Raw genomic sequence first — 12,741 nt, 5'->3', positions numbered from 1 at the left:
TCCGTGCCCACGAAGCGGCGGCAGCGCCCGCGCTACCCCGCAGAGGAAGGGTCGTCCGAGCCAGGTGCTCTCTCCGCGGGGCGCAGCAGCGTCAGGTCGTCTCCGAAGCCGACGATCAGGCCCTCCTCCCCCAGCGCGGCGAGGCTCCCTACCCGGTGGGGGAAGCGCAGCGGCTCGCCCAGCTCGGCCATCTGCCGCACGTCCCACGTCCGTACGGTGCCGTCATGGCCACCGCTCACCGCCACCGGGCGTCCGCCCAGCCTGGTCACGGCCAGGCCTGTGATCAGGCCCCGGTGTCCGCGCAGGGGCATGTCGCGGGCGCGCCCCGTGGTCACGTCCCAGACCCACAGCTGCGGGTCGAACGCTGCCGCGGTCACGGCGAGCACGTCGTCGCCGCAGCGCACCGGCACGATCCGGGACACCGCGCGCCGGTGCCCGCGCATCGGCCCGTCCAGCGGCTGCCAGTGGTTCAGATCCCAGCGCCGTACGGTGTGGTCGGAGCGTGCGATGAGGACGACGGTCGGCCCGTTGTCCGAGGACGCGGTGGCGGCGAGGGCCGTGATCCGGCGCGGAACCGCATCCTCGCGCGGTGGTTTCAGCGCGGGCCGCAGCTGCCGGCCTGTTGCCGGGTCCCACACCCGTACGGTCCCCTCCGCGCTCCCGACCAGCACCGCCGGTCGCCCGTCGAGCACGGCCGTGGCCAGGCACTGCGGCTGCTCGGCGCCGCAGTCGATCGGCGGGTACGCCGGGGTGGCCGTCGCGAGGTCGGTGATCCGTATCAGTCGGTCCTCGTGCCCGGCGGTGACCAGCAGGGTCCGGCCGGTCTCCGTCAGAGTGGCCATGGCGGCCACTCCTCCCCGATGCCTGGTCAGCGCCATGACCGCGGCCTGCGGGTCGGCGGGGTTCCAGGCCCCGGTCTCGCCGCTGTCCGGGTCGTCGCCCACGACCAGCCATCGCCCGGCAACCCGCGCCGTCGCCCGCACCCGCCGTGCCGTGGCGGGTCCGTCCATCGCGCCGCCGCCGTGCCGACGCCGCTCGGGCCGCCACACGCGCACCTCTCCGTCGAAGGCCAGCCCGACCACCGCGGGCTGCCCGTCCGCCACTCCGAACTCCACGTCCACCACCGGCTGTTCAAGCCCGACGAACGGTTCGGGGACGCCGTTCACCCCGGCGTCGTCCAGCGCCCGCCACCGCACGGTGCGGGCGAGGCCGCCGAACGCGATGTACGTCCGCCCGCGGTACCGCCGCACGCGGAGGGCGTCGATCCGCCCGGCCTTGCCCGGCGGGCCCTCGCGCACCGGTCCGGTGAGGCCGTCGTCGGCGATCTCACGCCCCGTCGCCGGGTCCCACACTCGTACATTCCCGGTCCACCGCCCCACCGACACGACGACCGTACGGCCGTCCCGTTCCGCCACGGCCAGGGACGCCGGTCCGTCCGGGGCGTGGCCCGCGTACGGATCGCCGATCTCGCAGCCGGTGGCCGGGTCCCAGACCCGCACCAGCCCGTCGCGGTCGTCGCACACCACCGCGGGCCGCCCGTCCACGACGACTCCGGCGGCCACCATGGCCAGGCCCTTGTCCGGCCCGAACGGCACCCCGACCGGCGTTCCGTCCACCACCTCCCGCAGCCGTAGCGTGCCCGCGCTCTCCCGCCGGCCCGGCAGCCCGGCGCCGTCCGCTTCCTCCCGGCCAGTCAGCGCCAGCAGCCGCTTCCCGTCCGGCACGGCCGCCACCAGTCGGGTCCCGCCACCGGCCGCGAAGCCCGCCCGCCGTTCCCCTGTCACCGCGTCACGGACGCGCAGGTCCCCTCTGCCGTCCAGGTCCAGCACGACGGGCCGTCCGTCCCACACGCCCAACCGGCCGTCCACAACGCAGCGCAGCACGCGGACCAGCCGCTCGTCCGCGCCCCGTCCGGTCGCCCAGACCGGCGCCCACGGCGCGTCCGACGCACCGCCCGCGCCGACGTCCTCGGGCCGCCAGCCGAACCGCAGCGCCTCCAGCGCGAGCACCTGCCCGGGCACCGCCTCCTGGCCGCCGGTTCCCCGCGGTTGGGTCACCGACCGCCGTACGATCTCCGCCCGGCGCGCCGCCTCCCGCTCGTCCTCCGCCACCCGTGCCTCCCCCTGATCGCCCACACCCGCACCTTCCGCAGTCCATGCCCGGGCCGCGTACGGTCGCCGCCGCCAGGGCCGGCAACCTGCCGTGCCCGTAGTGAACACCACCTCTTCGCCAGGCCCCCACTCCCAGCCCGCCGATGGGCGCCGGCACGCCTTCCGCATCGCCCTGCACCGGCCTCGTTCCCTTCTCGGCCCGGGCCCTTAGGGTCGCTTCGCCCACCACCAGCACCGCCAACTCGGCTTGTGCGGCGCCGATCGTGCCGTGCCGCCGACGACCGCCCGGCTGACCGCTGAGTTACCCGGACCCATAGGTGAGGCAGCTGGACGGCTGGTGCGACGGGCCGACTTCGCCTGCTGCGAGTAGGACCGGGCCAACCACGCCCGCCCCGGACGGAGTCACCGTCGCGCATCGGCTTGTGCGCGGGCGCGTTCAATGTGCGGGACGTGACTCTCGGCCCATTCCCGGACGGCGCGCAGGGGTGTCAGCAGTGACCGCCCGAGGTCGGTGAGGGCGTACTCGACATGCGGGGGGTTCGCGGGGATCTCCGTGCGAGAGACCAGACCGTCGTACTCCATCGCGCGAAGCGCCTCGGTGAGCGCCTTCGATGTGATCCCCCGGATGTGCGCCTTGAGCTCGGTGAATCGCATCGGCCCGTTCTCCAGCGCGTTGACGATGAACACCGTCCAACGCGCCCCGATCCGGTGCAGCACGGTGCGGCTGGGGCAGGTCGCGGCCATGACGTTGTAGGCGTTACCCATGCACAACTCCGGTAGCGTTGTGGATACCGGTATCGAATCTATACCTTCGGGGGCCGTGACTGCTCCGGATCGCACAGCCCGTCCCTCAATAGCTCGGCACCGCCGTTTCGTCGCAGCGATCGTCATCGACTCGATCGGCACCGGTGTCTTCGTCCCCGTCTCGATGCTGTACTTCCTGGCCTCGACGTCGCTGACACTGGTGCAGGTGGGCGCGGCACTGACGACGGCCGGGCTGCTGGCGCTCCCGGTGGGCCCTCTGGCCGGAGGACTGGTCGACAGGTACGGCGCCAGACCGGTGCTGCAGGCGGCGAACCTGGCCCAGGCGCTCGGCTTCGCCGGGTATCTCGTCGTGGGCCAGACATGGCAGATCATCGCCTGTGCCTGGCTGAACGGTGCCGGGCGGGCGGTGTTCTTCAGCTGCTACGGCGTGACCGTCACAGCGTTGGCCGGGCCCGGCCGACGCGAGCGCTGGTTCGGTTTCCTGGGGTCGGTACGCAACCTCGGCTACGCATTCGGCGGCCTCCTCACCGCGGTCGCCGTCGGCTTCGGGACTCGCGGCGTCTACGCCGCGATCGTGGTCGTCAATGCCTTGTCCTATGTCAGCGCCTTCGTTCTGATGCGGGCCATGCCGAACACCCGTCCCGAGGTGGGCCAGGAAGCTGCTGGAGGCTGGGGGTGCGTTCTGCGGGACCTGCGGTACCTGGCCGTGGTCGCGCATCAACTGTGCTTCGCGCTCTCCCTGTTCGCCCTCAACATCGCGATTCCGGTCTACGCCGTGGACGTGCTGGGAATGCCTGGCTGGACCGCCGGCGCCGTATTCACGCTCAACACCCTGATGGTCGGCTTCGCCCAGGGCATCATCGTCAGGTCGCTCGGCGGGCGCATCCGCAGCCGCGTCCTCGTCGCCGCACACACCTGCTTCGCGGCCGGCTACCTCCTGTTCCTCGCCGCCGACCGCGTGGCCGCGCTCGCCCTCGCGGCCGGCGTCGTACTGCTCGGCGCAATGAGCTACACCATCGGCGAAATCGTCGGCGCCCCCATCACGTCGACTGTCGCCGCGGAGAGCGCCCCAGACGCTCTCCGCGGCCGGTACCTGGCCCTCAACCAGCTCGCCGTAAGCGTCGCGGGAGCAATAGCTCCGGCCGCCCTCTCCGGGCTGCTGTCCACGGGGGCCGCCGCGATCTGGCTGACCCTGATCGGTGTCAGTGTCCTCGGAGCCACGCTCGCCACCGCGATCGGCAAAGTCGTGCCAGCCGCACAGAGACACATCCAAGGTGTCTAGTGCTCCGACACCGGGCAGTCCGGGCCGAAGCCCGCGTCCAGCAGCCGCTGCGGCAGACTCAGCCCGCTTTCCACGGCGCGCAGGGCCGCGGCGGCCCGCTGTCCGGCCCGCGCACGAATCACCGGCCGGTCCCCGCCTCACCGCCGCACCCGCAGAAACGGTAAGAACCCTGGGCCGGCATGCCGGCTGTCCCCGCGGCGATCTGTATCCGCGGCGTATCAGGTGGCGCTCGGGGTCGCATCAAACCCGGCAGGGTGGGTGGCGGGTCGATGAGGGCCGTCTGCTGTCTGCCGTATCGTTTCGATGGTGGCGTGGTCGCCCGCGTGCGGGGGCGTGAGGGGCGGGAGCGCCCGTACGTTGCCTTTCCGACAGGAGTCGTCCTTGCCCTCGCCCGAGTCCTTCGCCTCCACCGCCCGCGTGCTGCTGGTCGAGGACGACGACCTGATGCGCCGGTCGTTCTCCGTCGCCCTGGAGCGTTACGGCTACGAGGTCCGGGCGGCGGCCGACGGGCTCACGGGGCTGGAGGTCTTCCGCGAGGAGGACTTCGACCTGCTGATCCTCGACGTGATGCTGCCCGGCCTCGACGGGATCGGGCTGTGCCGCAGGGTCCGGGAGACCAGCCTGGTGCCGGTTCTGATGATGTCCGCCCGCGGCGACGGGCTCGACGTGGTCGCCGGGCTGGAGGCCGGGGCGGACGACTACGTCGTCAAGCCGGTGGAGACGTACGTCCTGGTGGCCCGGATGCGTTCGCTGCTGCGGCGCGCCACGTACGCGCCCGTGCCCCCTGACGGGCCGGCGCCGGGTGAGAGCCGGCCGGCGGAGGGGGACGTGCTGGAGTTCGGGGACCTGAGGATCGACACCGCCGGGATGGAGGCGTTCCTCGCCGGCCGGCCGGTGGCACTGACCCCGACGGAACTCAAGCTCCTGCTGGAGTTCGCCGCCCACCCCGGGATCGTGCTGGAGCGCCACACGCTCCTGCGGGACGTCTGGGAGTACGGCTGGGACGGCGACAGCCGCGTCGTGGACCTGTGCGTGCAGCGACTGCGCCGCAAGGTGGGCCGGGACCGGATCGAGACGGTCCGGGGCTTCGGATACAAGTTCCGGCGGTGAGCGTGCGTCCCCTCCCCAGGCCGTGGTCGGGCCGCACCTCGCTGCGCCGGAAGATCGCCGCGCTCGCCGCGGCCACGGCCCTGCTCGTCGTGGCCGCGGTCGGCGTCCTGGTGCACCTGTGGACCGCCGATGACATCCGCGGCCGGGGCGAGGCACGGGCGATGAACACGCTGTACGCGGCCATGGAGGTCTACCGCCGCACCGGCGTCCTCACCGACGGCGCCGAGATCGACCCCGATGGTCTGCCCGCCGCGCTGCGGGACCCGGCCGACGGTGAGCGGCACCCCGCCTACGACGGGCATGTGGAGGCCAACGTCGGGCCGAGCGTCTGGGCGGCCCAGCGCACCGGCGGCCCCGGCAGCCCGGTCCTCGCCGTCCAGATCAATCTGGGCCCCGACCGCGCCAACCTGTCCCGCCTCGACGCGGCCATGGCGGTCGCCTCGCTCATCGCTCTCGCGGCCGCCGTCCCCCTGGCCGTCTACGGCGCGGGCCTGCTGTCCCGGAGACTGGACCGGGTCGCCGAGACGGCGGCGCGCATCTCCGCCGGGGACCTTGACGCCCGCACGGGACCCACGAAGGGCCGGGACGAGGTCGCGGACATCGCCGCGACCGTCGACCGGATGGCCGACAGCCTCGCACTGCGGCTGCGCACCGAGCGCCGGTTCACCGCGGACGTGGCCCACGAGTTGCGCACCCCCGTCGGAGGGCTGCTCGCGGCCGTCGATCTCCTGCCTCCCGGCGAGACCGAGGACCTGCTGCGGGCCAGGGTCCGCGACCTGCGCGACCTCGTCGAAGATCTCCTGGAGATCTCCCGCCTGGACGCCGGTGCCGAGGAGCCGGTCCGCGTCCGGGTGCCGCTCGGCGCCGTCGTCGCCGATGCGGTCTCCCGTACCGGCCTCACCACCGAAGTCGTCGAAGTCACCGACACCGCCAGGACCGCGGCCGAGGGCATCGTGCGGACAGTGGAGACAGACCCCCGCCGCCTGGAGCGGATCGTCGCCAACCTCGTTGTCAACGCCCACCGCCACGGCGCCGCCCCCGTGCAGGTCACCGTAGACGCAACGGCGGTCGTCGTCCGTGACCACGGCCCCGGCTTCCCGGACGACCTGCTGCTGCACGGCCCGCGCCGCTTCCACACCGGTGCTCGCGAACGCGGCTCCGGTCACGGCCTGGGGCTCACCATCGCGTCCGGTCAGGCCCGGCTCCTCGGCGCCGAACTGCTGCTGGCCAACGCCCCGGACGGAGGGGCCGTCGCCACCCTGCGACTGCCCTCGTGACGAACGGCCGCAGAACCGGTACGCGGTCGAGCGGGCGCTGACACGCGACGGCTCAGAGCCCGATTACGTTGCTCCGGCGCGCTTCGACGGACAGCGCGTCCCGCACCGGACTGCGTGGGGCCCCCTCCGAGGAGGCCACCGTGAACCCGCCCGCCCCATCATCGCCCTGTCCCGCGGCGCCTTGGGGGTCGGTGCCCTCACCGTCGTCCCGTCCCTGCTGCTCGTCATCGGCGGACGCACCACGCACACCGCGGCGGGCGAGAAGGGACAGCCCGCCGGAGTGCTCGGCGAGACCGGTCTGTTCCACGGCGGAAAGCTCCCGGCCGCCGGCCTGCTCGCCCGCTCGATCGCCTCCCCGGCCAGACGCCGGGAACGGCGGCCGCCCTTCCCGGGCCTCCCCGCGGTGCCCGCGTCCTCGACGCCCGGACACCGTGGGGAAGCCCTCGCGCGTACCTGGTCCGCTACACCTTTGCCGCACGCCCGAGCCGCCACCGATACACGGCGGCCCAGGCCCCGATACGTTGCCCGGACACCCTTCACGTGCGCTTTCCGTACGAGAAGAGGAGCCCTATGACCGCCGACCTCCTGCCGCCGCACCCGACGACCGGCATCGCGGCCGCGACCACCGACCTGTCCAAGGTCTACGGCAGCGGCGACACCCGGGTGGTCGCCCTGGACCGGGTCAGCATCGCCTTCCGGGAGGCCGAGTTCACCGCGATCATGGGCCCGTCGGGCTGCGGCAAGTCCACCCTGATGCACTGCGCCGCCGGACTCGACTCCCCCACGTCCGGATCGGTGCGCGTCGGCACCACCGAACTCGCCCGCCTCAAGGACCGGCAGCTCACGCAACTGCGCCGGGACCGCATCGGGTTCGTCTTCCAGGCGTTCAACCTGCTGCCGACGCTGACCGCGCTCGAGAACATCACCCTGCCGATGGACATCGCCGGCCGCCGCCCCGACCGTGAGTGGCTGGACCGGGTCGTCTCCATGGTCGGCCTCTCCGACCGGCTCGGCCACCGGCCCGCCCAACTGTCCGGCGGCCAGCAGCAGCGCGTCGCCGTCGCCCGGGCGCTGGCCTCGCGCCCGGCGATCGTCTTCGGCGACGAACCCACCGGCAACCTCGACTCGCGCTCCGGCGCAGAAGTCCTCGGCTTCCTGCGTGACTCGGTGCGCGACCTGGGCCAGACCGTGGTCATGGTCACCCACGACCCGGTGGCCGCCGGCTACGCCGACCGCGTCGTGTTCCTCTCCGACGGGCGCCTCGTCGAGGAGATGTCGCGGCCCACCCCACACCGCGTCCTCGACCTGATGAAGAGCCTGGGCTCCCGCTCCCACGTCCGCTGAGCCGAGCCACCCCCCCCCTGGCCCCGCCCGGGAAGGTTTCCGCCTTCCCGGACATCAACGGAACCCCCTGGAAAGTCTCCACGACTCATGCTGAGAACAACCCTGCGCAACCTCCTGGCCCACAAGGCCCGGCTGGTCATGACCGTCCTTGCCGTCTGCCTGGGCGTCGCGTTCGTCAGCGGCACCCTCGTCTTCGCGGACTCCACCGCCGCCGCCCACCGGGCCGCCGCGTCGAAGACCTTCGCGGGAGTCGACGTCACCGTGACCGACAAGGCCCCCGCACCCGGTACGGACGACGGGTCCGGGACCGGCGTGCTCGACGACGCGCTCGTCGCGAAACTCGCCCGCCTGCCCGGCGTCGCCGCCGTACGCCCGTCGGTCGACGGCTCGGCCACCCTGAACGCGGCGGACGGCACCCCCCTGCGGGCCGACCGAGCCTGGTCGAACCTGGCCGGAGCGTACGTACCGGCCCGGAACGGCAAGGACAACCGCTACCCACTGGACGAGGGCCGCGCCCCCGCGAACAGCGGCGAGATCGCCGTGGACGGCGAAACCGCCGCCGCGGGCCGCTTCCGGCTCGGCGACACCATCACCCTGGCCACGGACGGCCCTGTCATGACCAAGCGGCTGGTCGGCATCGTGACCACCGACGACACCCGCGTCACCGCCGGCGGCACGCTCGTCCTCTTCGACAAGGCCACCGCCCAGAAGCTGTTCGCCGCCCCCGGTCACTACACCGGCATCGACCTGACCGCCTCCCCCGGAACGACCGCGTCCGAACTCGCCGACCGGGTCACGGCCGTGCTGCCCGCCGACCGCGCCGAGGCCACCACGGGCCAGGCCCAGGCAGCCCAGCAGGCCATCCTCGTCGACACCCTGACCCGCGGCTACGAGAAGGTGCCGATGGTCTTCGCCGGGGTCTCCCTCTTCATCGGCTCGTTCCTCATCGTCAACACCTTCACCATGCTCGTGAAACGGCGCACCCGCGAAACCGCGCTGCTCCGGGCGATCGGCGCCTCGCGGCGCCAGGTGTCGCGCTCCGTCCTCCTGGAGGCCCTGCTGGTCGGCCTGGCCGCCTCGGTGGCGGGCTTGCTGCTCGGGCTCGGCATCGCGGCGGTGCTCCCCCACGTCCTCGGCGGCGCCCATGTCCTGCCCAGCGGCCCCCTGGTGATCGGCCCGCGCTCGGTCGCGGCGGCGCTCGGCGTGGGCGTCGGCGTCACCGTGCTCGCCGCGTGGCTGCCCTCCCGGCTGGCCGCCAGGACCTCGCCCATGGAGGCCATGCGGTCGGCAGAGCAGCCGCCTGCGGCACAGCGGTTCCGCTTGCGCGGCACGATGGGCCTGGGGCTGCTGGTGCTCGGCGCCGGCTGGCTGATCTCGCTCAGCGGCGCGGAGGACGCCTCGGAGGAGAACCTGCGCGACGCGATGGCCGGCTGCGGCCTGCTCGCCACCGCCCTGATCGTGCTCGCGCCCCTGCTCGCCGCCCCGGTGATCCGGCTGACCGGGCGGCTGACCGGGCGCTTCGGCGTCACCGGCCGCCTCGCCCGCGAGAATGCCCTGCGCGACCCGCGTCGTACCGCGGCCACCGCCGCCACCCTGCTGATCAGTACCGGCCTCGTCACCGGCCTCGCCGTCATCGGACACTCCACCGCACAGGCTCTCGACCGCCAGGCCGCGGCCGGGCTCGGCGCCGACTACGTCGTCAGCACCCGCTCCACCATGACGGGCATCGACCCCGATGCCGCACGACGACTGGCCGGCACCTCCGGCGTACGTGCCGCGCACCCGATCGCCGACTCGACCCTGTTCACCGGCAGCGGCGTGCGGCAGATCTCCGGCGTCGACCCCGCCACCGTGCGCGACACCATGAAGCTCGACTTCGTCTCCGGCTCCGCCGAAGACCTGGCGCCGGGCCGGATCGCCGTCTCGGCCACCCTCGCCCGGGAGAGCGGGGTGGCCACCGGCGGTCGCCTGAACGTCCAGCTGGGCCACGCGGGCAAGCCCGCCTCGTACGAGGTCGTGGGCGTCTACAAGGACAACCCCGTCGCCCGTGACGCGCTCGGCAGCCGCGGCGAGGTCGCGGCGAACAGCTTCCTGCCCGGCTCCGTCCAGCGCGTGCTCCTGCGCACCGACGGCCCGGCGACGGCGGCGCTGGAGAACCGGCTGCGCACCGCGGCCGGCAACAACCCGCTCCTCAAGGTCCAGGACCGGCAGCAGCTCGTCCGCGAGGCGGCCGGCACCATGGGCGACCTGCTGGACGTGATGTACGGCATGCTCGGCATCGGCGTCGTCATCAGCGCGCTCGGCATCGTGAACACGCTGGCCATGTCCGTCGCCGAACGCACCCGCGAGATCGGTGCGCTGCGCGCACTCGGCATGGACCGCGCCGGCGTCCGCCGCATGATCCGCCTGGAGGCCCTGACCGTCGCCGGTTACGGAACTCTCCTCGGCCTGGCGGGCGGCCTGTTCGGCGCCTGGGCCGTCGGCTCCCTCGCCAACGGCGCCATCGACCAGTACACCCTGATCCTGCCCTGGGGCACCCTCCTCCTGGTGGCGCTGCTCTCTCTCGCCACCGGCACCCTCGCCGCTGCCGTCCCCGCCCGCCGGGCAGCCGCGCTGAGCCCCTTGGAGGCAGCCGCGAACACCTGACGCCCAGCACGCACCCACCGAGCCGCCGGCGATGGCGGGCACCGGTCCCTTGCACTGTCTGGAGGTCAGCCCGCTCCGTCACGGTCTTCCCGGGTGCTTCTCCGTGACGCTGGTCCGGCGATCAGGAGGCCACCGTCAGTACGATCTTGCCTTGGATGTGTCCCTGCGCGGCTCGCGTGTGCGCGCGTTCCGCCTCGGCCAGCGGGTAGGTGCTGTCCACCCCGGTCCGCAGCCTGCCCTCGTTGAACAGGCTGCCGATCTCGGCGAGTTGGGGGCCGTTGGAACGCACCTGGATGTTCGAGACGTTGATGCCCAGACGCGCCGTCTCTTCCGGGTCGTACTGGGCGAAGAACACCGGAAGCACGGTGCCTCCGCGCTTGAGAACGGTCAGGAAGCGGGAGCCGGCTGGGCCGCCGACGGTGTCGACCACCAGGTCGACACCGCTGACCACGTCCTCGGCCCGCGTCGTGGTGTAGTCGATGAACTCGTCGGCGCCGAGTTCGCGCAGGAACTGCTCGTGCCGGCTTGAGGCCACCGCGATGACGTGGGCCTCCTTCCATTTCGCCAGTTGCACCGCGAAGTGGCCCACTCCACCGGCGGCCCCGTTGACCAGCACGGTCATCCCCGGCTTGATGGGCACCGGCTGGTGCACCCGGCCGGTGAAAGGAGACGGCACGTCGTGGCCGAGATCGATCAGGTACTGCCACGCGGTCAGCACGGCCATCGGCGCCCCGGCCGCCTGCACGTGGTCGATACCGGCCGGCTTGTGCGCCAGGTCGGAAGCCGGCGCGGCCACGTACTGGGCGTACGTCCGGCCGTCGAATCCGGGGAAGCGCAGCATGCCGAAGACCTCGTCACCGACAGCGAACCCTTGCACGTCGGGAGCGACCGCCTCGACCACGCCCGACATGTCCGATCCGGGGACAAGGGGGAACTCCAGCGCCGGCCTCATCTCGGCCGGCATGACCTTCATCCCCTCACGCAGGTACCAGTCCGGCGGGTTGACGCCCGCCGCGTGCACCCGGACGAGTACGTCGCCCGGGCCGATCTCGGGAACCGGCACCTCGTCGTACCGCAGAACTTCCGGACCGCCCGCTTCGTGGATCTGGATCGCCTTCATCGCGCCTGCCGCTCTCTCGGGGAAACGTTGCTCCTTCAGTCAAGGCCCAGGACGTCATGCCCGTCCAAGACCGGTTCGGCAACCGGATCATTCCGAAACGGCATGACGCGTATCCTGCACGGGTGAACGACCTCGGACAGGATCTGGAACTGCGGCTCGTGCGCTACTTCACCGTGGTGGCGGCACACCGGCACTTCGGCCGGGCCGCCGCCGACCTGCACGTGGCCCAGCCGGCGCTGAGCCGTCAGATCCAACGGCTCGAGAAATATCTCGGCACACGGCTGCTGGACCGCACCCCTCAGGGCACCCGGCTCACTCCGGCCGGCCAGACGTTCCTCCCGCGGGCCGAAGCCCTGCTGCGGGCCGCCCGCCAGGCCGAGCTGGCCGTCCGTGAACAAGCCCAGAGCGATCGAATCGCCATCGGCTACGTCGAAGACCTGGTGATCACTTCCGCCGTGCGGGAACTGCGCCGCCGTTACCCCGACGCCGAGATCACCACCCGGCATCTGAGCTGCCGCGACGTCGGGGCACTGTCCGACAAGCGCGTCGACGCGCTGATCGCGCGGGCCCCGCTGCCGCTCGCCGACGACGACGTGTCCACCACCCCGCTGTACGAGGAGCCCCGGGTGCTCGTGGTCCCGCGCGGCCATCCCCTGGCCGGCCGCGCGTCGGTGACCGCGGAGGAACTGGCCGGCGAAGTGGTGATGCCGTGCGCGTTCGAGACCGCGGACTGGACTTCCTACCGGGTCCTCGGGGCCGACGTGCCTACGGTCGAGAGCTACGAGGACAAGCTCGAACTCGTCGCGAGCGGCGGGGCGATCGCCGTGCTGCCGGTCGGCGATCGGCGCAGCTCGCTGCGGCCCGACCTCCTCACCGTCCCGGTCGAGGGCGCGCCTCCCAGCCGGGTCGTCATGGTCAGCCGCAAGGGGGACCCGAATCCGATGATCAGGAATCTCCGTCTGGCTGCCAAGGCCGTGCTGACCGCCCCGGCCTCCTGACCAGGGCCGGGTCTCTTGAGGGTGTTCGCGCCGTGACCGGGAGGGGGTGCGAGGGCAGCTCGGCGGGGGCCCGAGAGCGGCCGTCGGG

Annotated in this window: 10 protein-coding genes; 6 read left to right on the top strand and 4 right to left on the bottom strand. The window is 72.8% G+C overall.

The window, feature by feature from the left end:
- Window positions 1-32: 32 nt before the first annotated feature.
- On the bottom strand, window positions 33-2,135 hold the full coding sequence (locus tag BLW85_RS37365) for a WD40 repeat domain-containing protein (protein WP_167381469.1): 2,103 nt from the start codon (window positions 2,133-2,135) through the stop codon (window positions 33-35).
- A 378-nt stretch (window positions 2,136-2,513) separates the two neighbouring features.
- Complete coding sequence (locus BLW85_RS37360) at window positions 2,514-2,876, bottom strand: winged helix-turn-helix transcriptional regulator (protein ID WP_070025744.1); 363 nt, start codon at window positions 2,874-2,876, stop codon at window positions 2,514-2,516.
- 55 nt (window positions 2,877-2,931) lie between these two features.
- On the opposite strand from BLW85_RS37360, the gene BLW85_RS37355 reads away from it, so the two are divergent.
- Entirely contained in the window at window positions 2,932-4,158 is a 1,227-nt protein-coding gene (locus BLW85_RS37355) for an MFS transporter (RefSeq protein WP_244174999.1), read from the top strand.
- Here BLW85_RS37355 and BLW85_RS40685 read toward each other — a convergent pair.
- Window positions 4,155-4,280, bottom strand: a complete 126-nt coding sequence (locus BLW85_RS40685; RefSeq protein ID WP_279628628.1) for a hypothetical protein — start codon at window positions 4,278-4,280, stop codon at window positions 4,155-4,157. The two genes, BLW85_RS37355 and BLW85_RS40685, sit on opposite strands and share 4 nt — an antisense overlap.
- Before the next feature lie 322 nt (window positions 4,281-4,602).
- Between BLW85_RS40685 and cseB the strand changes: the two genes are divergently transcribed.
- The 4 genes from cseB (at window position 4,603) to BLW85_RS37330 (ending at window position 10,535) form a co-directional block, all read left to right on the top strand.
- A complete protein-coding gene (cseB, locus tag BLW85_RS37350; RefSeq protein WP_244175067.1) occupies window positions 4,603-5,268 on the top strand; it encodes a two-component system response regulator CseB in 666 nt (221 codons plus the stop codon).
- On the top strand, window positions 5,265-6,545 hold the full coding sequence (locus tag BLW85_RS37345) for a HAMP domain-containing sensor histidine kinase (RefSeq protein WP_167381468.1): 1,281 nt from the start codon (window positions 5,265-5,267) through the stop codon (window positions 6,543-6,545). Before cseB ends, BLW85_RS37345 begins: the two co-directional genes overlap by 4 nt.
- Window positions 6,546-7,115: 570 nt before the next feature.
- Window positions 7,116-7,889 (top strand): ABC transporter ATP-binding protein, encoded by a 774-nt coding sequence (locus BLW85_RS37335; protein WP_074995862.1) that lies wholly within the window; start codon window positions 7,116-7,118, stop codon window positions 7,887-7,889.
- A gap of 87 nt (window positions 7,890-7,976) precedes the next feature.
- Window positions 7,977-10,535: an ABC transporter permease gene (locus tag BLW85_RS37330; protein ID WP_074995861.1), complete on the top strand. Its 2,559-nt coding sequence runs from the start codon at window positions 7,977-7,979 to the stop codon at window positions 10,533-10,535.
- 121 nt (window positions 10,536-10,656) lie between these two features.
- Here the strand turns inward: BLW85_RS37330 and BLW85_RS37325 are convergent, their stop codons facing one another.
- Window positions 10,657-11,655, bottom strand: a complete 999-nt coding sequence (locus tag BLW85_RS37325) for an NADP-dependent oxidoreductase (RefSeq protein ID WP_074995860.1) — start codon at window positions 11,653-11,655, stop codon at window positions 10,657-10,659.
- 122 nt (window positions 11,656-11,777) lie between these two features.
- Between BLW85_RS37325 and BLW85_RS37320 the strand changes: the two genes are divergently transcribed.
- Entirely contained in the window at window positions 11,778-12,653 is an 876-nt protein-coding gene (locus tag BLW85_RS37320; RefSeq protein WP_074995859.1) for a LysR family transcriptional regulator, read from the top strand.
- The last annotated feature ends 88 nt before the right edge of the window (window positions 12,654-12,741 follow it).

It is taken from the genome of Streptomyces misionensis, assembly GCF_900104815.1.
Classification (GTDB): domain Bacteria; phylum Actinomycetota; class Actinomycetes; order Streptomycetales; family Streptomycetaceae; genus Streptomyces; species Streptomyces misionensis.
Note: the sequence above shows the minus strand (reverse complement) of the source record. Positions and strands in the feature narration are given on the sequence as shown.

What these genes read in the sequence shown, in the direction of transcription:
- cseB (WP_244175067.1), top strand. Translation starts at nt 4,603, where the DNA reads ATGCGCCGGTCGTTCTCCGTCGCCCTGGAGCGTTACGGCTACGAGGTC.
- BLW85_RS37325 (WP_074995860.1), bottom strand. Translation starts at nt 11,655, where the DNA reads ATGAAGGCGATCCAGATCCACGAAGCGGGCGGTCCGGAAGTTCTGCGG.
- BLW85_RS37330 (WP_074995861.1), top strand. Translation starts at nt 7,977, where the DNA reads ATGCTGAGAACAACCCTGCGCAACCTCCTGGCCCACAAGGCCCGGCTG.
- BLW85_RS37360 (WP_070025744.1), bottom strand. Translation starts at nt 2,876, where the DNA reads ATGGGTAACGCCTACAACGTCATGGCCGCGACCTGCCCCAGCCGCACC.
- BLW85_RS37335 (WP_074995862.1), top strand. Translation starts at nt 7,116, where the DNA reads ATGACCGCCGACCTCCTGCCGCCGCACCCGACGACCGGCATCGCGGCC.